Here is a 19,880-nt window from a genome sequence, read left to right as displayed (position 1 = left end):
CGTTCCGACGACGGGAGAGGGCGATGCTGCGTTTCAGGCGGATGCGAAGTTTGCAGAAATTCTCCGCCGTCCACGCCTCGGTCTACAATCTGTTCAACTCGGAGCGCAGCCTCACCTCGAGATCAACTTTCAAGCTGAACCGCGCCGCCGCTCTCCACCAAACTCGGGTAAGTCCAGTCTCTTTGCCGAATAAGGGACAGCCATCCTGCGCTTTCCGAGACTGTTTAGAATTGGTCTGGCAGCACCCGCTGGCTCATTGCAGATCCTTGCGAAGCGCGTTCGCCAACTCATCCGGGGCCAGGTCGCACAGGGTGTCGAGCCCCTTTGTGGCATTCGTGACATTCCGAAGGATGTATTCGGCATTCGCCGGATAGCGGGCAGCACGCCAGCTCGCCACTGTGATGATAGTGATCAAACGGGTGGCGATCAGGTCCGGCAGAATGGCGATTTCAGCGTCCTGCAACGGGAACTCGGCGTGCCATGCCGAGACGAATTCAGCCGCAGTGCGTAACGGATCCGTAAAGTCGATCTGATACGAGGCCGTGACCGCGACATCGCAAACCAGAGGCGTTCGGACGAGATCGCCAAAGTCGAGAATGCCGACCACGCGCTGCCCGTCGGCAGAGGTCAGCAGATTCTGCGGATTGAGGTCACCATGTACGAGCTGCCATCTCATCCCGTCCAAGCGCGGCAGGACCCGGTCCTTGAAATCGGAGATACCGCGCTCGACTCGGTCCCGAAGACGGGGCGACTCGATCGCCTCAGTCAACTCGGCCAAGCAGGCGGCGTTCTTCAGATCCCACAGTAGCTTCGGTCCGCCATAGTCAGCGTCCAGGCTGCTCAGCGCCCGGGTTAGACGCGCGCCCGCGTCGGCTACTGAGCGCCGCATCGCGGCGTCGCTGGGTGGCGCCGTCAGCAGCGAACCTTCGAGGAAAGACAACAACCGAATGCGGCCGCCCGAGGCCCGTGGGGCGTGGAACTCTCCCGACAGGGTGGGAAGGTTTCGCGGAACCGGCAGGTCCGGCGCAACCTTTTCGAGGTGCCTGAGGACGGAAACCTGAAGATCGGTGTACTCCACCGGCTCCTTTTCGTTGGCGATTTTAAGAAGATACCTCGACCCTGAGCCGGTGCTCAGGCAGTAGTTCACGTCTCGCTCGGACGACAGGCGCAGCAGATCCCCCGACAGACCGTAGAAGTCGCGCGCGATGCAGGCGGCTTCGGTTTCATCGACGGAAGGCGGCGGCGTCTGCAGCATATCGGGGACGCCCTGTGCTGTTGCGATCATTTCACTGCTGCCGCATCCGGGCGCGCGTCGCCCGCACCGGAGGCGGCGTCCTTCTTCGTGGCCTCGAGCATCGCGATCAGCGGCGCGCCGCCATCGAGCAGATCCCGGCGCATGGCTTCGATTGCCAGATCGGGCTGCCGTCCCTTGATCGCGGCAAGGATGTGATAGTGCTGCTCAATCATCTTGCGGCCGCCCTCAAGGTAGCCCTGCGCAATCAGCGGGCCGGTGCGCATCCAGAGCGGGCGGAGCACCGCCTCAAGTACCGGAAGCCGGGCAATTTCAACCAAGAAGAAATGGAACTTCTGGTTCAGTTCCGCACCCCTGATGCCGTCGCCGCGGCTAATGGCGTCCTCGTTTTCCGCCAGCATATTCTCGATTGCCCGGATATCCGCTGCCGAGGCTTTCTCGGCAGCTTTTCCGGCGCTCAGGCTTTCCAATTGCAGCCGGATTTCGCGTATTTCCTGGTAGCCTTCGCTGGTCAGTTCCACGACCCGTATGTTCCGGGCTGTCTGGAATTGCACCGCTCCGTCATGATGCAGCCTGTGAACCGCATCGCGGACCGGCGTAACCGAGGTGTTCAACTGCTCGGCCAGATCACGGATGCGCAACCGGTCGCCGGGCTTGAAATGGCCCTGCAACAACGAGTCGACAAGTGTCTTGTAGACGGACTCGGACAGCGAGGAATGCGCGAGCTTGGGCAGCGGTTCGACACTGTCAGTCATGAATAGAACTCACCTGGGGACTTGGGGACGCTGGTTTCGAAGTCGAGTTCGTGGGTGACGACAAGGCGCGCGTTGGTCTGGCGCTCAATCTCTTCGATCCGGTCCCAACTCTCCAACAGCGCATCCGGGCTCCACAGAAATCCCGGCATGACCCGCTGCCGCAGCTTGCTCAGCAGGTAATGCGCATCGGCAAGCAGAAACAACGGCCGTGACGGCAGGTCGATCAGCAGAGATTGGTGCCCAGGCGTATGCCCCGGCGTCGGGATACAACGGATGGTGCCATCCCCGAAGACGTCGCGCTCGCCGTCGAGCCGGTCCCAGTTCAGGCCGCTATCGAAATCGGCACTGATGAACGCCCCAGCTTGGTAGACTGGCGGGTTCATCGCAAAGTCCAGTTCCGTCCGCTGCACCAGCACGCGCGCATGTGGAAACCATCCCAGGGCACCGGTATGATCGAAATGCAGATGCGACTGGATTACGGTCGAGATGTCGGCCGGTTCCAGCCCAAGTTGCTTCAGCCGCGGGACAACCCAGTCGTCGGGGCCCATCTTGACGACGAAGGCGTCGGCCGCATCGCCCATTCGGCTGTGCGGATCGGTCGCCAGGTCAGGGTGCCCGGCGGTGTCGAACAGCACGTTCCCTTTGGGATGGGTGATCAAATAAGAGAAATACGGATTGAAGACCTTGGTTCCGACGTTCTCGTCGAAAGGGTCGAAAACCGCCATGTCCATGAAATCGCCACCGCAGAACAGGGCATAGACCCTCATTTCGCCGGTATTCGCGTAGCTCACGTTCGTCATATCTCTCTCCGCAGCGATGGGTTCGCCCCGGATGCCAGACCAGGCACCGGGGCGATACTTGGCCTATTTCTTCAGATTTGCCCAGATCTTGTCATAGACGACCTGGACTTCCTCGGAGCACGATTGCACGAAGGTCCCCGGATGGTCGGCCGGCGGGTTCGATTCTGGCGCGTTGGCGATCTTCTCGTCAAGGAAGGGTTTCTCGCCCTTCAGCACCGGGGCGTATTTTGCGTAATTGGTGTTCGCCGCGCCGATCTCGGGCTCCAGAAGGAAATTCATGAACTTGAGCGCGTTCTCGCGGTTGGGTGCGTCCTTGAGCAGCACGACATTGTCCATCCACATGATGTAGCCTTCCTTCGGATAGGCCCACTCGACGTTGGCGCCCTCGTCGCGGGCGCGCGCGGAATAACCCGACCAGGTCATGCTCAGCGTCACGTCGCCAGAGACCAGCACTTCGCGCGAGTTGTCCGAACCGAACGAGGCCCAGTCCTTCTTGGCATTCTGCAGCATGTCGTTCAGTGCCCGCAGCTGGTCGCGGTCCGAGGTGCATTGCGGGATGCCGAGATACATCGACGCCAGCGCCAGGACGTCGTTCTGGGCGTCGAGTACGTTGATCTTGCCCTTCAGTTCCTCTGGCGGATTGAACAGAAGCGCCAGGGAATTGATGTCACCCTTGAACTTGTTCCGGTCCACCGCGAAGCTGGTGGTGCCGGTCAGGTAGGGGATCGTGCTGTGGCGACCCGGATCGAAGGGAACGTCGATGTACTGCGGCAGGATATTGCCGAAGTTCGTAAGATCGGATGGCTCGAACGTATCCAGCATCCCTTCGTTGCGCATGATGTCGACCATGTAATCGCCGGGAATCGCAAGGTCGTACTGGCCCAGTTTTCCGGCTTTCAGCGAGGCCAGCATGGCCTCGTTCGAGTCATAGGTGTCCATGGTGACATGGATGCCGGTTTCCGCTTCGAACCTGATCAGGATTTCCGGCTCAATGTATTCTCCCCAGTTGTACAGGGCGACATCGCCTTCAGCGAGCGCACCGCCACCAGAAAGCGCGACGATGCCCAGCGCGAGCAGCGAGATTCTTGTTTGTTTCATTATATCCTCCAGTTGGCCTTCGTGAATGTCATATCCGGAATTTCTCCCGGCCTTGGCGCCCGATGAGATAGGACAGCAGAACGAGAACGATCGAGATCAGGAGCAGAAGCGAAGACATCGCCATAATGTTTGGGCGGATACCGGTGCGGACCGCGCCGAAGATCACTGTTGGCAGGGTCTCGAAACCGTTACCTTTGACGAAGTTGGTGATCAGGAAGTCGTCCAACGAGACGATGAATGACAGGAGATAACCCGACACGATGCCAGGCAGCAGCATCGGCAGCAGAATCAGACGGAATGCCTGCCATTTTGTCGCGTAGAGGTCCGTTGCCGCGGTTTCATACAGGTCGGGAATATCTTGCATCCGCGCCGATATCGGCAGGTAGGCGAACGGGATGCAGAAAACCGTGTGGGCAATGAGCACCGTCAAGAAGCTGCCGCTGAGGCCAAGGAAGCTGAAGAAGATCAGGCTCGCCACGGCGGTGACGATTTCAGGGACCAACAGCGGCAGGCCGATCAGGCCGAAGCTGATCGATCGCCCACGAAAGGACCCAGCTCGCAACATGCCCACGGCGGCCGCCAGAGCCATGACTGTCGACAGTGCCGACGCGATGACCGCAACCAGCAACGAATTCACCGCAGCATCGCGGTATTTCTGGCTGTCGATGCCGGTGAACACTTCCTTGTACCAGTCCAAGGTGAAACCCGACCATATGGTGATCGAGCTCGAGGCGTTGAACGAATAGACCGCGATGACGATCAGTGGCGTGTAGAGGAGGAACACGCACAGTCCGAATATCTGCGCGAAACCCGGCATGTCCCGAAGCCCAGAGCGGCGCATCATCCGGCTCCCTTCAACTTGATTTGCGAGCGGGCGTTGAGGATCAGCACAACCAGCACGACCGACATGAGGATCGTCGCCGCCGCGGCCCCGAACGGCCAATTGCCCGCCGCACCCTTGAACTGCTCGTCGATCAGCGAACCGATCATGTAGGTCTTCGCGCCGCCAAGGAGGTTCGGCGCCAGGAAGGCGCCAAGCGAGGGCACGAAGACTAGGATCGATCCGGCGACGACCCCGGGCCAGATCGTCGGCAGGGTTATGAGCCGGAACGTCTGCCACTTGGTGGAATAGAGATCGGCCGAGGCTTCAGACAAGGCGATGTCGAACCGCTCGGCCGAAGCGAAAATTGGCAACACCATGAACGGCAGGTAGGAATAGAACAGTCCCAGCTGCACTGCGTAGCTCGTGTTCACCAGATGCAACGGATGATCCAGCAAGCCGGTCCATTGCAGGAACGCGTTCATCGGGCCTTCGTCGCGGATCAGGAATTTCAGCGAGATCGTCCGTATCAGCAGGTTAACCCAATAGGGCACGGTGATCACGAGGATCAGCATCTGGCGAAGTCGGATCGGCCGTGTGGCGATGTACCAGGCCGACGGTAGGCCGATCACCAGGCAGAACAGCGTTGCCAGCCCGGCCTGAAGAAAAGACAGAAGATAGATTTCGATATAGTTCCATTCGATCCTCGGCGGGTCATCGCCAAAAATGCCGCGATCGAAGAAGAACTGGTCATAGGCCGCCAGCGACGGCTCCGGGATGACGCCGCCGTGGAACTCTTTCGTCAGGAAGGAATACACGACGATCAGACAGACCGGCAGCAGCAGGAAGATGCCGATGACAGCCCAGGCCGGGAGCAACAGCCACGGCCCCTTGCCCTGATAGAGGCGGCTTGTCCCGCGTGCGGATTGCATGTCCCCGGCCATCAGTCGTCAACTAGGCGCGCGCGCCCCTCCCGCACCTTGAGGTGGCAGGTCGAGCCCGGCGCGGGCAGGGTCGAGGCGCTCCCTGACTGCACGCGGGTCATGATTTCGGTCCCGTCGGCGGCGCTGATCGCAATCTGCACGTCGGTGCCAAGATAGACATGTTGGGACACGGTCCCGCTGATGTTCGCCTCTTCGGCGTCGGTCAGGATCAGGTTCTCGGGGCGGATCGAAACATGCGAGGCGCCGACCCCGAGATCGGCGGAGCGCTCGACGCGGAATGGACGACCGCCCATGACCCGGACCGTCGCCTGGGTCCCTTGCCCTTCTAGTTGTTCGGCGGCCAGAAGGTTGGTTTCGCCGATGAAGTCGGCGACGAACCGGTTGCGGGGATGTTCGTAGATTTCCTCGGGCGTTCCCACCTGCTGCACGCGGCCATGAGACATCACCGCGATACGGTCGGACATGGTCAGGGCTTCTTCCTGATCGTGGGTGACGAAGATGAAGGTGATGCCCGTGTTGCGTTGTAGCGTCGTCAGTTCCAGCCGCACTTTCTGGCGCAGTTTCAGATCCAACGCTGACAACGGCTCGTCGAGCAGAAGGACTTTCGGCTCGGGCGCGAGGGCCCTGGCAAGGGCGACCCGTTGCTGCTGGCCGCCGGAAAGCTGCACCGGAGACCGGTCGACGAAGCTTCCCATATGGACCATCTCAAGCGCCGCAAGCGCGCGCCTGCGCGCCTCAACCTTGGCTATGCCCTTGCGGAGCAACCCGAATTCGACGTTTTGCACGACGCTCATCAGCGGGAACAGCGCGTATTGCTGGAAGACGGTGTTGATTTCGCGCCGGTTCGGCGGCAGTCCGGCCTGCGTCGCCCCGTAGAGCAAGATGTCGCCGGATGTCAGATCCTCGAACCCCGCGATCAGCCGTAGCAGCGTGGTTTTCCCGCAGCCGGAAGGCCCGAGAAGAGTGAAGAATTCGCCTGCTCCGATCTCGAGGCTTACTTTGTCCAGCGCTGTGAATTGGCCAAACCTTTTCTGGGCAGAGAGCACTTGGATCGCCGCTGTTGAACTGGACGCAATTTGCGCATTGGCCTGATCATTCATCTCTCACACCGTCCTAAATATATGATGCATCATACACCATGATTCGATTAAGGCAAGGTCCGGGCGCCCGAAACGGCTCTGTCGGAAGTGTCAGAGGAAAATTTGTTGAGGTGGGTAGGGCGTCTGCATAGTTTGTGGGCATGACCCGACGTTCCCCGTTCAGGTATTTCAAAACGTCGCCCGAAATCATCCGCTTGGCGGTGATGATTTACATCCGGTTCCCGCTGTCCCTGCGCAACGTCGAGGGCCTTTTGCATGAGCGTGGCATCGACCACGAGGGTGAGGTGCTGGAAAGCTACGTGACGAAGACCCGGGATAAGAAAGCGGCCTTGAAATTATTGAAGAAATCCATGAAGCGGTAGGGCAAGGCTGCGGTGTTCGTACCCGACAAACTCCGGTCCTCCGGCGCCGCGCTGAGGGAGATCGGGGCTGCGGACCGGCAGGAGACGGGCCTCTGGCTCAACAATCGGGCCGAGAATTCACATCTGCCATTTCGACGACGGAAACGGGCATGCTCAGGTTCAGGAGCGCACGAAGTCTGCAGATGTTCGCCGCCGCCCACGCATCCGTCCTCAATCATTTCAACCAGGAGCGCCACCTCTACTCCCGCGCCAATTTCAAGCTGAACCGCGACGCGGCTCTCGCCGAGTGGCGCGGTCTCTGCGCGGGATAAGGAGGAACGATCCTGCCTTTTGTGAGACCGGTTCTCATCCGTCTGACAGCACCTGCCCATGGTGTTCACGAGAATGTCTATGCCGCCGAAAGCCATCTCTGCGCTGGGCGCGCGATGGAGCACACAGCTGATGAAATTTTGCAGGAACGCTGCGGAATTGCAGCGCGCAGCCAGACCGGCGTGGCTTGTGGTCGGTATTTTGTCGCGCAGGATAAAAAATGGAATAAAAAATCGTTTTAAAACATTTTGTTGGAAATGATCGGAGGTTTTGGAACAGAACTTGCATGTATTTTAGGAAACTCGAAACCGACGCGGAGTGTTTCCAATGTCCCATACCGTTCTTAACGCGGAAGCAATGCCCTATCTGGACGTGTCCGATCCGGCATTTTCCATTCGATCCGAGGCGGTGGCCGACGCCCGGGACGCAAGCTGGTGCGCGCGCACGCCCTACGGTTTGGCGGTGTTGCGCTATGATGATGTGCAGAAGCTGCTTCGCCACCCCAAACTGCGCCAGGGCTCATATCGCTGGCCCAGCCACAACGGGGTAACCGGACTCTTTGCCCGCTGGTGGGAAAACATGCTGCTGAGCCAGGAAGGGGATACCCATGCCCGCTTGCGCCGCATGGCCAACCCGGCCTTCTCGCCCAAGCTGATCGGCGCGCTGCAACCGAAATTCACCGAGCTGGCCAACATGCTGATCGACCGCTTCGCCGACCGGGGCGAATGCGATTTCATCGCCGAGTTCACCGAACCCTATGCCACCGGTGTGATCTGCGACCTGCTGGGCCTGCCGTTCGAGAAATGGCGCGAGCTGGCCGACATCGCGGCGGACATGGGCCTCGCCCTCGGGGTGACCTTCAAACAGGATCTGACAACCATCGACGCCGCCACCCGGCGCATCTTCGACTACGCCGAAGAGCTGGTGGCGCTGCGCCGGGCCGAGCCTTCGGACGACTTCATCGGCATGCTTGTCAGGGCCAATGCCGAAACCGATCAGCTGTCGGATCAGGAACTGCTGGACATGATCGTTCTGGCGATCTTCGGCGGCATCGACACCACGCGCAACCAGCTTGGGCTGGCGATGGCCACCTTTGTCGAGCATCCCGATCAGTGGGCGCTGCTGGGCGAACAGCCCGAGCTTGCCCGCGCGGCGGTGGAAGAGGTGATGCGGGTGCGCCCGACGATCACCTGGGTCACCCGCGAGGCGACCGAGACCTTTACCTATAATGACACCGAGATCCCGCAGGGCACCACGCTGCACCTGTTCTCGCAATCGGCGGGCTCCGATCCGTCGGTGTTCCCCGAGCCGGGGTTCGACATCGCCGCAGCGCGCAAGCCGCATTTCGGTTTCGGCGGCGGGGCGCATCACTGCCTGGGTCATTTCATCGCCCGCGGCGACATGACCGAGGCGCTGAAATTGCTGTCGCAGCGGCTGAAGAACCCGCGGTTCAACGGCGAGGTCAAATGGCTGCCCGACAGCGGCAATACCGGCGCGATCACCCTGCCGATCGCGTTTGACGCCGCCTGAACCGTCGCCCGACGCCGCGACGAAATCTCCACGACATCAACCGGGACAAGACAATGAAAATCACTGTGGATATGGAAGCCTGCCTGCTGCACGGACAATGCGTGATCGCCGCGCCCGAGATATTCTCCTTTGACGATGACGGCGGGTTGGTCTGGGTGGCCGCGCCCGACGAGGGGCTGCGGGACGACGCCGAGGCGGCGGCGGACGCCTGCCCCGAGCAGGCCATCGTTATCGCGTGAGACAGAGCATGGCGCGTCCCAGGATCGTGATCGTAGGCGCCTCGCTTGCGGGGCTGCGTTGCGCCGAGGCGGTGAAGGCGGCGATGCCGGATGCGCGTGTCGTGCTGGCGGGGGACGAACCCCACCGGCCGTATAACCGCCCGCCGCTGTCGAAGGACGCGATGGAGGGGCTGGCCAAGGGCCAGGATGCCGCGCAGCCGGTGTTCGACAAGCTGTTGCTGCGCAGCAAGCTTGGCGCCGACGATATCGAGATGCGTCTGGGATGTGCCGCAACCGGCCTTGACGAGGGCCGCGTGATCCTGGCCGACGGCACCCGGCTGAAGGCCGACTGGGTCGTCGCCGCCACCGGGTTGCGCCCGCGCCGCCTGCCGCTGAAAGGGGCCGAGGGGCGCCGTCATGTGCTGCGCAGTTTCGAGGATGCGCAGCGGCTTTCCCCGGCGCTGCGTCCCGGCGCGCGGCTGGTGGTGATCGGCGGCGGCTTCATCGGATGCGAGATCGCCGCGACCGCCCGCAAGCTGGGCTTGCAGGTCGCGATCGTGGAACCTGCGCCGCAGCCGATGTTGCGGGCGCTGGGTACGCGGGTCGCCGCGGCGATGGCGGCGCTGCACCGCGCCAACGGCGTGCGCCTTTACGCCGGGCGCAGCGTGTCGGCCTTCGGACCCGATCATGTCGTTCTGGATGACGGCGACCGGCTCGAAGCCGAGGTCATCGTCGAGGCGCTCGGCTCGTTGCCCAATACCGGCTGGCTGGAGGGCAGCGGCGCCGATCTGAGCGATGGGGTGCTCACCGACGGGCACATGCTGGCCGAGGGCGTGCCCAACCTGCTGGCGGTGGGCGATATCGCCCGCTTTCCCAATCCGCTCTTCGATACGGTCCCGCGCCGGATCGAACATTGGTGCGTGCCAGGCCAGACCGCCAAACGCGCCGCCGAAACCATCGCCGCGCTGAGCGCGGGTCGGCAACCCTCCGTGTGCTTCGCGCCGATGCCAAGCTTCTGGAGCGATCAGTACGGCCTGCGGTTGCAATCCTTCGGCGCCCCGGCGCTGGCCGACAGCCAGACCGTCATCGAGGGCGATCTGAGCCAGATCGGTCGCGCGCCGATCCTGGTCGAATACGCCCGCGCGGGCCGCCCCGTCGCGGTCACCGGCATCGGCGCCCCGCCCGCGATGATCGCCCGTCACAGCGCCCGCCTGACCAAGGCGCTAAGCGAAACCGTTTCCGCATGAGGACCAATATGACTGATGCTTTGATACAGGCCCTGGACAAGTTCGATGCCGAGGTCGTGCACGTCGGCCAGTTCGACTATGGCTCGGCCTTCCGCGAACGCCGGCTGCGCCGCGAACAGTTTCTCGACTGGGCCGAAGATGCCCGGTTCGCCAATGTGCTGGCCTATTGGGACAGCGGCGACAATCTGTTCGGTGGTGATGGATTCTACACCGAGACGGTGCAGATCGATCCATCCTCGATGCGCCGTAACCCGTCCGAGCCGGGCGCGGTGACGGTGATCGCGGAATTGTCGGGCGCGGCGCGTGCGCTGATGCCGCGGCAGGTGCTGCGGGCGCAGCTCGAACGCGCGGCCGCGATGGGCTTCACGGTGGATGCCGGTTTCGAGTTCGAGTTGATCGTGCTTGACGAGGATGCGGTCTCGGCCCGCGACAAGGGGTTCGAGGGGTTGGCCAAGTTCGCCCCCGACAACAAGTGCTGGTCGGGCAGCACCGCCAATACCCATGCGGCGTTCATCGCCGGCATGGAGGCCGAGATCCTCGGCCACGACGTCGGCCTGTACGGGCTGGGGGTCGAGCTTGGGCCAGGCTGTCTCGAGGCGACACAGGCCGCAAGCGAGGGGCTGCGCGCCGCAGATGACGCCAGCTTCCTGCGCATGGCCGCGCGGTCCTATGCGCGCAAGCAGGGCAAGACCGCAAGTTTCATGCCCTATCTGGGCAACGACTATCCGGGCATCGGCGGTCATTGCACCCTGAGCCTTAAGAACAAGGCGACGGGGCAGAACCTGTTCGCCTCGCCGGACGGGAAGACCAATGATCTCGCCCTCAAGTTCATCGCAGGGATGATGGAGGTGGTCCCCGAGGCCTTTGCGATGTGTACGTCCTCGGTCAATGCCTACCGACGTCTCGCGCCGGGAAGCTGGGCGCCGAAATCGCTGACCTGGGCGGAGTATCCTTTTACCGTCGCGGTCCGCTCGGTTCCCCATGCCGGCCCCCGCGCACGGCTGGAGTTCCGGGTGCCGCCCGCTGACTGCAACCCCTATCTGACCATGGCGCTGATGTTGGGCGCCGGGCTCGACGGGATCGAGCGCGATCTGACCGCGCCGCCTGCCGCCGCGGCCGCCGATCCCGACTTCGTACCTGAGGGCGCACAGCGCTTCCCGCGTGATCTGGCCGAGGCCGCCGAAAGGCTGGCCGCCTCGGATCATGCGAAACGGATCTTCGGATCTGCTTTCACCGAAAACTTCTCGGCCGCCTGCCGAGCCGAATACGCCAGCCTCGCCACCGCCGTCAGCGCGCAGGAACGGGGACGATACCTCGAAGGCTGAGACCAAGCACATCAACAGGGAGAACAAGATGAATACCCAGATCCGCAGTACAACGAAAGTGGCGCATACGACGGATACCGATTACCACCGCGAGCTGGAGGCCCCGGGCCGTTCGGACCTGGTGGAACGTGTCCGCAAGAAGATCGACGCGCTCGGCGTCGACTACATCTACTATCAGTACATCTCGATCACCGGCCGGGTGATGGGAAAGGCGGCTCCGGCGCGCCACTGGGAGACCCAGGCGCGCAAGGGCGTGCAGACCTGGATGGGCGGCGTCACCAACGTGCTGCCCGATTTCAAGGGCAACCTGATCGGGTTCGACGCCAACGCGATGGAATGCATTGCGCTGCCCGATCCCGATACCTTCATGCAACTTCCCTGGGACAAGCGCGTGGCGCGGGTGTTCTGCACCCTGTTCTATAGCCTCGAAGACCCGAATTCCCCCGGTGCCTACTACGAGTACGACACCCGCGGTAACCTCAAGCGGTTCGACCGCGAATTCCGCGAGGCCCATAACGGCCTGCACCTGCGGGTGGGGCTGGAGCCCGAGATGCTCTGGCTGAAACCCAAGGACGGCGAGGTTCAACCCTATGAAGGGATCACCGAGCCGCTGGCCTATCACATCGGCCAGTTCGAAAGGGCCCGGGATCTCTGGATGCAGGTTTCAGATTATGGCCGGGCGATGGGCCTCGACATGATCCAGGGCGATTGCGAGGATGCGCCAGGTCAGATCGAGCTGAACTACCAGTTCGACGACGTGCTGACGACCTGCGACCGGATGACTACCTATCGCCAGATCTGCGCCGAGGTGGCGCGCCAGCGCGGGCTGATCGCCTGTTTCATGGCCAAGCCTTTCATGGGCTATGCGGCTAATGGCTGCCACCACAACTGTTCGGTCTGGACCGGCGGATCGCGCGAGGTGCAGGATCTGATCCCCGGCGAGCTGCCTGGCATGGAAGAAAACTTCATGTACTCCAAGGGCGGCACCAACGAGTTCGAGAACACCGAGGGCGGCTGGATTCCCACCGAACTGGGGCATCACGTGCTGGGCGGCTCGCTCAAGCACATCGGCGCGCTCACCGCGATCGGTGCCTCCACGGTGAATTCCTACCGCCGGTTCAACGACTATGGGCTCTGGGCGCCGATCGGGGCGAACTGGGGACTTCAGAACCGATCCTGTACGATCCGCATTTCCTCGCCCGACCGGTTCGAATTCCGCGCAGTGGATAGCATGGTGAACCCGCATTTGTTCTGTGGCGCACTTTTGAAGGCGATGGACGACGGAATTCGCAACAAGATCGACCCGGGCGCGCCGGAATCGCGTAACGTGACCGAAGTCTGGCAGTCGGGCGGCGATGTGGATCTGATTCCCCTCAACCTGCGCGACGCGCTCGATGCGCTTAAGGCCGACGAGGTGATCCGCTCTGCGCTGCCCGGCCGGCTTTATGAGGTTTATGACGAGTACAAACAGGACGAATGGACCCGCTTCCTCCGCGAAGTCACCAATTGGGATGTGGAGCGGTACCTGCACTGTGTGCCCTGATTGACACCCGGCTTTGCAAGGAGACTCCGTATGATCGACCGCCCAACCGACATCACCGAAATGACCGACCTGCTCAGTCAGGACGGGCGGATCGTTCATGCCTGCGAAGCCGAGGAAACCCGGCTCGGCCTCGCCCCCGGGGGCGCGGCCGGGCAACCCTGGTCGCTGATCTATCCCGTCGACGCGCGCGAGCAGCTTGATCAGGTCTTTGCGCAGACCGATCCGGGTCCGCATGTCCTGACGCTGACTCTGCGCCGGTCCGGCGGGGGACAGATCACGACCACGGCGATTGTGACGCTGGCGGCCGACGCCGAGGGCACGCCCTGCCTGCGCACGGTGAAATGGCCCTGTACCGGCGCGCTCAAGGATCTGGCGCAACTTGCCGAGGAAAATGCGGTGCGCGCGTCGATCCAGGAGGCGTCGAACGATGCCGGCTGGTGCATGGAGTGGAAGGAACCGGTGGACCTCTCCGCGCCCGAGCAGGAGATCATACGCCAGGTGTTCGAGAACGGCCCGCGATGGCGGTTCTGCAACGGGGCGATGGCGCGGCTTTATCGGACGCCGGAGGGAGAGGATTTCAACCGCCGCCCGGTGCATGAGACGTTCCCGCGGACCCGGGAGAATGAGGAATTCGTGCGGCGCCTGATCCATGCGGATTTCGACGTGAACGGCTCGCCCTCGCGCGATCTGCGCTATGACGGCGTGTTCATCGAGGTCGAGAACGACGTGCGCGGCCATATCCGCGGCAACCTTCTCTATCGCATGTGGGGCACGGTGCGCGACGTTTCGAAATACGCGCGCCGCACCGCCGTGCTGAGCGACCGGATCGGCATGCTGGAGGCGGTGCTGGAGGGGCTTCCCGATGCGCTGCTGGTGTTGGACCGGGACGGCCAGGTGATCCACGCGAACCTGGCGGCCGAAGAGCTTTTCGCGATGCCGCGCGAAGTGTTGATGGAACACAGGTTGCCCGACCTGATCGCACAACCTCTGGCGATCCAGGAGTTGTGCGACATCGCGGCGGCCCATGTGCCGGGTCATCCGGCCCGGGTCCTGCCGATGCAACTTCGCGTCGCGGGCAAGAGCGCCCAGGCCGCTCTGGCGGTGCGGGGTCTGACCCTGGACGGCGAAGATTGTCTGGCGGCGAGCTTCCGGCTGCGTCTCGGCGTGGCCGAGATGGCCGGGGCCGCGCGCGGCGCCGCGGCCGCGCAGGGGCAAGGATAGGGGATGGGGGGACAGGCGATGACACGTTCCGATATGTCCCACGGCGCCATCCTGGCCGCCGCGCTCGACGCGCTGGCCGATGGGCTGATCCTGCTTGATCCTTCGCACCGAGTCGTTTTCTGCACCCGCGAGGCGGGGGCGATGACCGGGGTGGAGACGCAGCAGACGCAGGGCATGCCGTTCGACCGGTTCTGCCGTGAAACCGCGCTGAACTGGACGCCGGTCGAAGAGATGCTCGAGGCGGGCCGCAACGGCAATGTCATTCTGCGCGGTGATCCGGTCGGGACGGTCCTCGTCTCGCTGCGCCGGGTGGATCCGGCAGATGCCACCAGCGGCTATCTGATCCAGCTGCGCGATCTGGCGGTCTTCGACTATGTGCGCAGGCAGGCCGAGGGGCGCCGGCAGACCGCGCCGCTTGCCGGGGCGACCGAGCGGCGGCTGCGGCCCGATTTCGCCCGGCAACGCAACATCTCTGCCTGGCTCGACCGGATGCTGTCGCGCGGCGAGCGTGCGTTGCTGCAGGGCGCGCGGGTGATCATCACCGGCGAGTCCGGTGTCGGCAAGACCGAGATCGCGCGGCATCTGCACAGTTTTGTGGCAAACGCGACCGACCCCTTTATCGCGGTCAACTGCGCCGCCATTCCTGAAAGCCTGTTCGAAAGCGAGCTTTTCGGCTACGAGAAGGGCGCCTTTACCGGCGCCTCGACCGAGGGCAAGAAGGGCCTGATCGAAGCCGCCGAGGGGGGCACGCTGTTCCTAGACGAGATCGGCGAGATTCCCCTGACCCTTCAGGCCAAGCTGCTGTCGTTCCTGGAGGATGGCGTGATCACCCGGATCGGCGGCACCCAGCCGCGGCGGGCCAATGTGCGGGTGATCTCGGCCACCAACCGCGATCTGCTGGCGATGGCCGAGTCGCGCGAATTCCGCCTCGATCTCTATTACCGGCTGGCGGTGGTGAACATGCCGATGCGGCCGCTGCGGGAAATGCCCGAGATCCTCGATCATCTGATCGACCGCTTTCTGGGCGCCATCAACAAGCGCCGTTCGGTGCCCTTCGGCCTGTCCGACGATCTGCGCGCGCGGATGCTGGCCTATCACTACCCCGGAAACATCCGCGAGCTTTGGAACCTGATGCAGCAGATTTCGGTGCTGGGCGAGGATGAGGACGAGTTGCCACGCCGGTTGCGCGCGGTGCCCGATGCGGCGCTGGCCGCGGGGCATCCGGCGGTGCGGGGGAAGGTCGCGGAAACGGCAGAGCCGCTGCGCGGGGACAAGACCCTGCGCGAGGCCGTCGCCGAATACGAATTGCGGATCATCCAAGAGGCGATCCGTATCCATGGCAGCAAACGCAAGGCCGCTGCCGCCCTTGGTGTCGATATCGGCACCGTCTCACGAAAAACCAAAAAAACCGAAGACCCCAACAGAGGAGACTACTGATGAAACTGAGATTGACGATGTCCGCGATCCTGGCTCTGGCCGCCGCCCCGGCAGTGGCTGAGGGCACGATCAACGTTCTGACCTGGGAGGGTTATGCGGATTCCTCCTTTATCGACAAATTCGTCGAGGAGAGCGGCTGCGAGGTGAACGCGACCTACGTCGGCTCGAACGACGATTTCGCGCCCAAGCTGATGGCCGGCGGCGGGGTCTACGACCTGATCGCGCCCTCTATCGACACCACCCAGCTGATGATCGACCTCGGACAGGTCGAGCCGCTGGATACCGCGGCGATCGAAGGCTGGAACGACATCTATCCCAAGTTCCTGGCGCTCGACGGCATCCAGCAGGACGGAAAGTATTACGGCATGCCCTACAGCTGGGGCGCGATCGCCTTCATGTACCGCGACGATGCCTTCGACACGCCGCCGACCTCGCTTGCCGCGCTGTGGAGCGAGGCCAACTCCGGCAAGATCTCGCTTTGGGACGACAAGAGCTCGATCTATGTCGCCGCCCGATTGAACGGGGACATGGACATCTACAACCTTTCCGACGCGCAGATCGAGGCGGCCAAGCAGAAGCTGATCGAGCAAAAGCCGCTGGTGCGCAAATACTGGTCCACCGCCGGTGAGCTGGTCGATCTCTACAAGGCGGGCGAGGTGGTGATTTCCAACACCTGGGCGGGGTATCAATCCTCGCTTCTGGCCGATGAGGGGATCAAGGTGACCGAGTTCATCCCCGAAGAGGGGGCCGAGGGCTGGATGGATGCCTGGATGGTGGTCAAGGGCACGCCGAACAAGGAATGCGCCTACAAGTTCCTGAACATGCAGCTCTCCGAGCAGGGCCAGTGCGGCGTGGCCAACGTGAACGGCTACTCTGCCACCAACGGGGTTGCGGCCAAGTCCTGCATGACGCCGGAGCAATACGCGGCACTGCACCAGGACGACCCGGACTATCTGGACAGCCTGCTGATCTGGCAGCCGCTGGGCGAGCGGTTCGAGGCCTATCTGAACGCATGGAACGCGGTGAAGGCGCAGTAATAGCGCCCGCGAACCCAAACTTAGCGGAACGCAGGTGCTGCGTTCCGCACAGCAACAGGGGGTAGAGGCACAATGGCCTCCATTATCGAACTCGACAAACTGTCCAAGCACTATGCCAGCATCGCCGCCGTGGATGACGTTTCCTTTTCGGTGGAAGATGGTGAATTCGTCACACTGCTGGGGCCGTCGGGCTGTGGCAAGTCCACGCTATTGCGCATGATCGGCGGCTTTGAGGAACCCAGCGGCGGCGTCATCCGTCTGGCCGGACAGGACGTGACCTGGACCCCGCCCTACAGGCGCGACGTCAACATGGTGTTCCAAGACTATGCGCTGTTCCCCCATATGACCATCGGCGAGAATATCGCCTATGGCCTCAAGCTGATGAAACTGGGCCGGACCGAGACCGCCCAGAGGGTAACCGACGCGCTGGAGCTGGTGGGGCTTCACGACAAGATCGATCAGCGGCCGCATCAGTTGTCCGGCGGCCAGCGCCAGCGCATCGCGCTGGCCCGCGCCATCGTGCGCCAGCCCAAGGTTCTGCTGCTGGACGAGCCGCTCTCGGCTCTGGACGCCAAGCTGCGCGAACAGATGCAACTGGAACTCAAGCACCTGCACGAAAAGGTCGGCATTACCTTCATCATGGTGACCCATGACCAGACCGAGGCGCTGGTGATGTCAGACCGTGTTGTGGTGATGGAAAAGGGCCGGGTGGCGCAGGAGGGGAGCCCCCATCTGTTGTACGATCATCCACGCACGCCCTATGTGGCGAATTTCATCGGCACCACCAATTTCCTGGACGGTCAGATTGCCCGCGCCGCGGAGGGGACCGCGCGCATCTCCGTCGCCGGGGTCGAACTGGAAGCGGTGACCGACAGCCCCCGACGGGCGGGCGAGGCGATCACGCTTGGTTTCCGCCCGGAAAAGGTGCGCCTGTTGTCCGAGGGCGAGAGCGGCGAAAACGAGATCCCCGGCGAGATTGCCGAGGTGGTCTATTACGGTCTGGGCCTGCGCCTCGCGGTGGCAGTGGCCGGCGGCGGGCGTGTCTATGTCGATAGCCTGCTGCCCGACCGGCTGGCCGATACCGCGGTTCCGGCGGTGGGGCAGCCGGTGCGCATGGCGCTGTCGCCGGGCAATATTTTCCTCTTTGATGCGGAGGTGGCGTGATGACCCTGTTGCGCGAGCGTCTGGGCGGGGCGGCGGTGCTTGGCATACCACTGATCTGGATCGCGGTGTTCATGCTGCTGCCTTACGCGATCATTGCCACCTACAGCTTCTGGATCAAGCAGTACCCGACCTTCGTGCCGGCGTTCCAGTTCGGCAATTACCTCAATCTGTTCACCGATCCGCAGTATTCCAAGGTGTTGATCCGGACGTTGAAGGTGTCGCTGCTGGTGTCGTTCTTCGCGTTCCTGCTGGGCTATCCTTTCGCCTATTTCCTGGCCTTCCGGTGCCGCTCGCAGGCACTGCGCACCTGGCTCTACATGGCGGTGATCGCGCCGCTTTGGGTCAGCTACCTTTTGCGCGCCTACGTGTGGAAGACGATCCTGGGAACCGAGGGCATCCTCAACTCCTTCCTGATGAGCGTCGGTATCCTGTCCGAGCCGTCGGACATCTTCCTCTACAACCAGTTCGCGATGGTGGTGACGCTGACCTATATCTTCATCCCCTTCATGGTGATGCCGGTCTATACCTCGCTGGAAAAGATCCCGCGCAACCTGGTCGAGGCCTCGGCCGACCTGGGCATGCGCCCGATCCCGACCTTCCTCAGGATCACGCTGCCGCTGTCGATGCCGGGGGTGGCCGCGGGGTTTACCATGACCTTCTGCCTGACCTTCGGCGACTTTGTCGCCCCGTTCCTGGTGGGCGGGCCGGACGGAAACCTGGTGGCCAGTGTCATCGTCACCCAGTTCGGCACCGCGCTCAACTGGCCGATGGGCTCGGCGCTGGCGATCTTTGTTCTGGTCATCGTTCTTGCCGTGCTCTCGCTCTCGGATCGGGTCGAGCGCGCCTTTAGCCCAAAGGAGGCGTGAGACAGATGGTCATGGCCCTTACAACCCCTGCGGACAAAGCCGCGCCCAAGGCCCGGCGCGGCATGATGCAGCGTTATGCCGCCGACACCGCCTTCATGACCTTCGTGGCGATCCTGATGGCGTTCCTCTACATCCCGATCTGGGTGCTGATCGTCTTCAGTTTCAACGACTCCCGGTCGCTGACCTGGCCGCTTACCGGCTTCACGCTGGAGTGGTACGAGAAGCTCTGGAACAACAGCCAGCTTCAGGATGCCATCGGCAACAGCTTCTATGTGGCAAGCTGCGCCACTGTGCTGACGCTGCTCGTCGGCGTACCGGCGGCGCTGGCGCTTCACCGGGTGAACTTTCCCGGCAAGAAGGTGTTCCGCCGCCTGGTGGTGCTGCCGATCACCCTGCCCGGGGTGGTGACGGGTATCTCGATGCTGAACCTGTTCCGGGTTCTCGGCTTCAACCTGAGCCTGGAAACGGTGATCCTGGGCCACGCCACGGCGCTGCTGGCGGTGGTGGTCACCCAGGTCTCGGCCCGGCTGGAGCGGCTGCCGAAATCACTCGAGGAGGCCTCGGCCGATCTGGGCGCGCCGCCGCTGCACACCTTCCTGCATGTCACGCTGCCGAATATCCGCTCGGCGGTGATCGGGGCGGGGCTGTTGTCCTTTGTTCTGTCCTTTGACGAGATCCCGGTCACCTTCTTCCTGACCGGACGCGACAACACGCTGCCGATGTACATCTACTCGACGATGCGCCGGGGTGTGACGCCAGAGATCAACGCCGTGGGCACGCTGATCGTGCTGTTCTCGCTCATCCTCATCATCGGGGCGGTGATCGCCACCCGCGAGCGCAAGAAATAATATC

General features: G+C 62.8%; 19 protein-coding genes and 2 pseudogenes. 14 read left to right on the top strand and 7 right to left on the bottom strand.

Translation table 11 applies throughout. From position 1 onward, the window contains the following. Positions 1-167 (top strand): annotated as a pseudogene (locus tag E1832_RS22690) (IS6 family transposase); the annotation flags it as partial. 86 nt (positions 168-253) lie between these two features. On the opposite strand, the gene E1832_RS03640 reads toward E1832_RS22690, so the two are convergent. From E1832_RS03640 to E1832_RS03610, 7 genes are all read right to left on the bottom strand, one after another. After that, positions 254-1,285: a phosphotransferase gene (locus E1832_RS03640; protein WP_133358370.1), complete on the bottom strand. Its 1,032-nt coding sequence runs from the start codon at positions 1,283-1,285 to the stop codon at positions 254-256. Beyond that, the gene (locus E1832_RS03635) at positions 1,282-2,007 is read right to left on the bottom strand and encodes a GntR family transcriptional regulator (RefSeq protein ID WP_133358369.1); all 726 of its coding nucleotides are present in this window, start codon (positions 2,005-2,007) and stop codon (positions 1,282-1,284) included. The genes E1832_RS03640 and E1832_RS03635 overlap by 4 nt, the downstream gene beginning before the upstream one ends. Beyond that, complete coding sequence (locus E1832_RS03630; protein ID WP_133358368.1) at positions 2,004-2,807, bottom strand: N-acyl homoserine lactonase family protein; 804 nt, start codon at positions 2,805-2,807, stop codon at positions 2,004-2,006. The genes E1832_RS03635 and E1832_RS03630 overlap by 4 nt, the downstream gene beginning before the upstream one ends. A 63-nt stretch (positions 2,808-2,870) precedes the next feature. Further along, a complete protein-coding gene (locus E1832_RS03625; RefSeq protein WP_133358367.1) occupies positions 2,871-3,905 on the bottom strand; it encodes an extracellular solute-binding protein in 1,035 nt (344 codons plus the stop codon). 28 nt (positions 3,906-3,933) lie between these two features. Then, positions 3,934-4,746 (bottom strand): ABC transporter permease, encoded by an 813-nt coding sequence (locus E1832_RS03620; RefSeq protein ID WP_133358377.1) that lies wholly within the window; start codon positions 4,744-4,746, stop codon positions 3,934-3,936. Continuing rightward, positions 4,746-5,669 (bottom strand): ABC transporter permease, encoded by a 924-nt coding sequence (locus E1832_RS03615; protein WP_133358366.1) that lies wholly within the window; start codon positions 5,667-5,669, stop codon positions 4,746-4,748. The genes E1832_RS03620 and E1832_RS03615 overlap by 1 nt, the downstream gene beginning before the upstream one ends. Beyond that, positions 5,669-6,769, bottom strand: coding sequence for an ABC transporter ATP-binding protein (locus tag E1832_RS03610; protein WP_133358365.1), 1,101 nt, complete (start codon positions 6,767-6,769; stop codon positions 5,669-5,671). Before E1832_RS03610 ends, E1832_RS03615 begins: the two co-directional genes overlap by 1 nt. 140 nt (positions 6,770-6,909) lie before the next feature. Here E1832_RS03610 and E1832_RS03605 point away from each other — a divergent pair. The 13 genes and pseudogenes from E1832_RS03605 to E1832_RS03545 all read left to right on the top strand — a co-directional run bounded on the left by E1832_RS03605 (position 6,910) and on the right by E1832_RS03545 (position 19,876). Then, a pseudogene (locus tag E1832_RS03605) lies at positions 6,910-7,442 on the top strand (DDE-type integrase/transposase/recombinase). Between the two features lie 21 nt (positions 7,443-7,463). Further along, positions 7,464-7,682 (top strand): hypothetical protein, encoded by a 219-nt coding sequence (locus E1832_RS03600; protein WP_133358364.1) that lies wholly within the window; start codon positions 7,464-7,466, stop codon positions 7,680-7,682. A gap of 85 nt (positions 7,683-7,767) precedes the next feature. After that, positions 7,768-8,970, top strand: coding sequence for a cytochrome P450 (locus E1832_RS03595; protein ID WP_133358363.1), 1,203 nt, complete (start codon positions 7,768-7,770; stop codon positions 8,968-8,970). Between the two features lie 53 nt (positions 8,971-9,023). Next, positions 9,024-9,209, top strand: coding sequence for a ferredoxin (locus tag E1832_RS03590; protein WP_133358362.1), 186 nt, complete (start codon positions 9,024-9,026; stop codon positions 9,207-9,209). Positions 9,210-9,217: 8 nt separating this feature from the next. Continuing rightward, positions 9,218-10,435 (top strand): NAD(P)/FAD-dependent oxidoreductase, encoded by a 1,218-nt coding sequence (locus E1832_RS03585; RefSeq protein WP_133358361.1) that lies wholly within the window; start codon positions 9,218-9,220, stop codon positions 10,433-10,435. 8 nt (positions 10,436-10,443) lie between these two features. Continuing rightward, positions 10,444-11,760 (top strand): type I glutamate--ammonia ligase, encoded by a 1,317-nt coding sequence (locus E1832_RS03580; protein WP_165978789.1) that lies wholly within the window; start codon positions 10,444-10,446, stop codon positions 11,758-11,760. A gap of 28 nt (positions 11,761-11,788) precedes the next feature. After that, a complete protein-coding gene (locus tag E1832_RS03575) occupies positions 11,789-13,303 on the top strand; it encodes a glutamine synthetase family protein (protein WP_133358359.1) in 1,515 nt (504 codons plus the stop codon). 30 nt (positions 13,304-13,333) lie between these two features. After that, complete coding sequence (locus E1832_RS03570) at positions 13,334-14,524, top strand: PAS domain-containing protein (protein WP_133358358.1); 1,191 nt, start codon at positions 13,334-13,336, stop codon at positions 14,522-14,524. Between the two features lie 18 nt (positions 14,525-14,542). Next, on the top strand, positions 14,543-15,961 hold the full coding sequence (locus E1832_RS03565; RefSeq protein WP_165978788.1) for a sigma-54 interaction domain-containing protein: 1,419 nt from the start codon (positions 14,543-14,545) through the stop codon (positions 15,959-15,961). Beyond that, a complete protein-coding gene (locus E1832_RS03560) occupies positions 15,961-16,998 on the top strand; it encodes an ABC transporter substrate-binding protein (RefSeq protein ID WP_133358356.1) in 1,038 nt (345 codons plus the stop codon). Before E1832_RS03565 ends, E1832_RS03560 begins: the two co-directional genes overlap by 1 nt. Positions 16,999-17,070: 72 nt before the next feature. Further along, entirely contained in the window at positions 17,071-18,162 is a 1,092-nt protein-coding gene (locus E1832_RS03555; protein WP_133358355.1) for an ABC transporter ATP-binding protein, read from the top strand. Then, positions 18,162-19,028 (top strand): ABC transporter permease, encoded by an 867-nt coding sequence (locus E1832_RS03550; RefSeq protein ID WP_133358354.1) that lies wholly within the window; start codon positions 18,162-18,164, stop codon positions 19,026-19,028. The genes E1832_RS03555 and E1832_RS03550 overlap by 1 nt, the downstream gene beginning before the upstream one ends. An 11-nt stretch (positions 19,029-19,039) precedes the next feature. Continuing rightward, on the top strand, positions 19,040-19,876 hold the full coding sequence (locus E1832_RS03545) for an ABC transporter permease (protein WP_245513796.1): 837 nt from the start codon (positions 19,040-19,042) through the stop codon (positions 19,874-19,876). Positions 19,877-19,880 lie beyond the last annotated feature (4 nt).

This window comes from Antarcticimicrobium luteum, assembly GCF_004358185.1.
Classification (GTDB): Bacteria; Pseudomonadota; Alphaproteobacteria; order Rhodobacterales; family Rhodobacteraceae; genus Antarcticimicrobium; species Antarcticimicrobium luteum.
Note: the sequence above shows the minus strand (reverse complement) of the source record. Positions and strands in the feature narration are given on the sequence as shown.

Excerpts from the sequence above, each read along its gene's own strand:
- E1832_RS03555 (WP_133358355.1), top strand. The coding sequence starts at position 17,071 with ATGGCCTCCATTATCGAACTCGACAAACTGTCCAAGCACTATGCCAGC.
- E1832_RS03595 (WP_133358363.1), top strand. The coding sequence starts at position 7,768 with ATGTCCCATACCGTTCTTAACGCGGAAGCAATGCCCTATCTGGACGTG.
- E1832_RS03545 (WP_245513796.1), top strand. The coding sequence starts at position 19,040 with ATGGCCCTTACAACCCCTGCGGACAAAGCCGCGCCCAAGGCCCGGCGC.
- E1832_RS03635 (WP_133358369.1), bottom strand. The coding sequence starts at position 2,007 with ATGACTGACAGTGTCGAACCGCTGCCCAAGCTCGCGCATTCCTCGCTG.
- E1832_RS03625 (WP_133358367.1), bottom strand. The coding sequence starts at position 3,905 with ATGAAACAAACAAGAATCTCGCTGCTCGCGCTGGGCATCGTCGCGCTT.
- E1832_RS03575 (WP_133358359.1), top strand. The coding sequence starts at position 11,789 with ATGAATACCCAGATCCGCAGTACAACGAAAGTGGCGCATACGACGGAT.
- E1832_RS03630 (WP_133358368.1), bottom strand. The coding sequence starts at position 2,807 with ATGACGAACGTGAGCTACGCGAATACCGGCGAAATGAGGGTCTATGCC.
- E1832_RS03620 (WP_133358377.1), bottom strand. The coding sequence starts at position 4,746 with ATGCGCCGCTCTGGGCTTCGGGACATGCCGGGTTTCGCGCAGATATTC.
- E1832_RS03560 (WP_133358356.1), top strand. The coding sequence starts at position 15,961 with ATGAAACTGAGATTGACGATGTCCGCGATCCTGGCTCTGGCCGCCGCC.
- E1832_RS03580 (WP_165978789.1), top strand. The coding sequence starts at position 10,444 with ATGACTGATGCTTTGATACAGGCCCTGGACAAGTTCGATGCCGAGGTC.
- E1832_RS03585 (WP_133358361.1), top strand. The coding sequence starts at position 9,218 with ATGGCGCGTCCCAGGATCGTGATCGTAGGCGCCTCGCTTGCGGGGCTG.
- E1832_RS03590 (WP_133358362.1), top strand. The coding sequence starts at position 9,024 with ATGAAAATCACTGTGGATATGGAAGCCTGCCTGCTGCACGGACAATGC.
- E1832_RS03550 (WP_133358354.1), top strand. The coding sequence starts at position 18,162 with ATGACCCTGTTGCGCGAGCGTCTGGGCGGGGCGGCGGTGCTTGGCATA.
- E1832_RS03565 (WP_165978788.1), top strand. The coding sequence starts at position 14,543 with ATGACACGTTCCGATATGTCCCACGGCGCCATCCTGGCCGCCGCGCTC.
- E1832_RS03640 (WP_133358370.1), bottom strand. The coding sequence starts at position 1,285 with ATGATCGCAACAGCACAGGGCGTCCCCGATATGCTGCAGACGCCGCCG.
- E1832_RS03610 (WP_133358365.1), bottom strand. The coding sequence starts at position 6,769 with ATGAATGATCAGGCCAATGCGCAAATTGCGTCCAGTTCAACAGCGGCG.
- E1832_RS03615 (WP_133358366.1), bottom strand. The coding sequence starts at position 5,669 with ATGGCCGGGGACATGCAATCCGCACGCGGGACAAGCCGCCTCTATCAG.
- E1832_RS03570 (WP_133358358.1), top strand. The coding sequence starts at position 13,334 with ATGATCGACCGCCCAACCGACATCACCGAAATGACCGACCTGCTCAGT.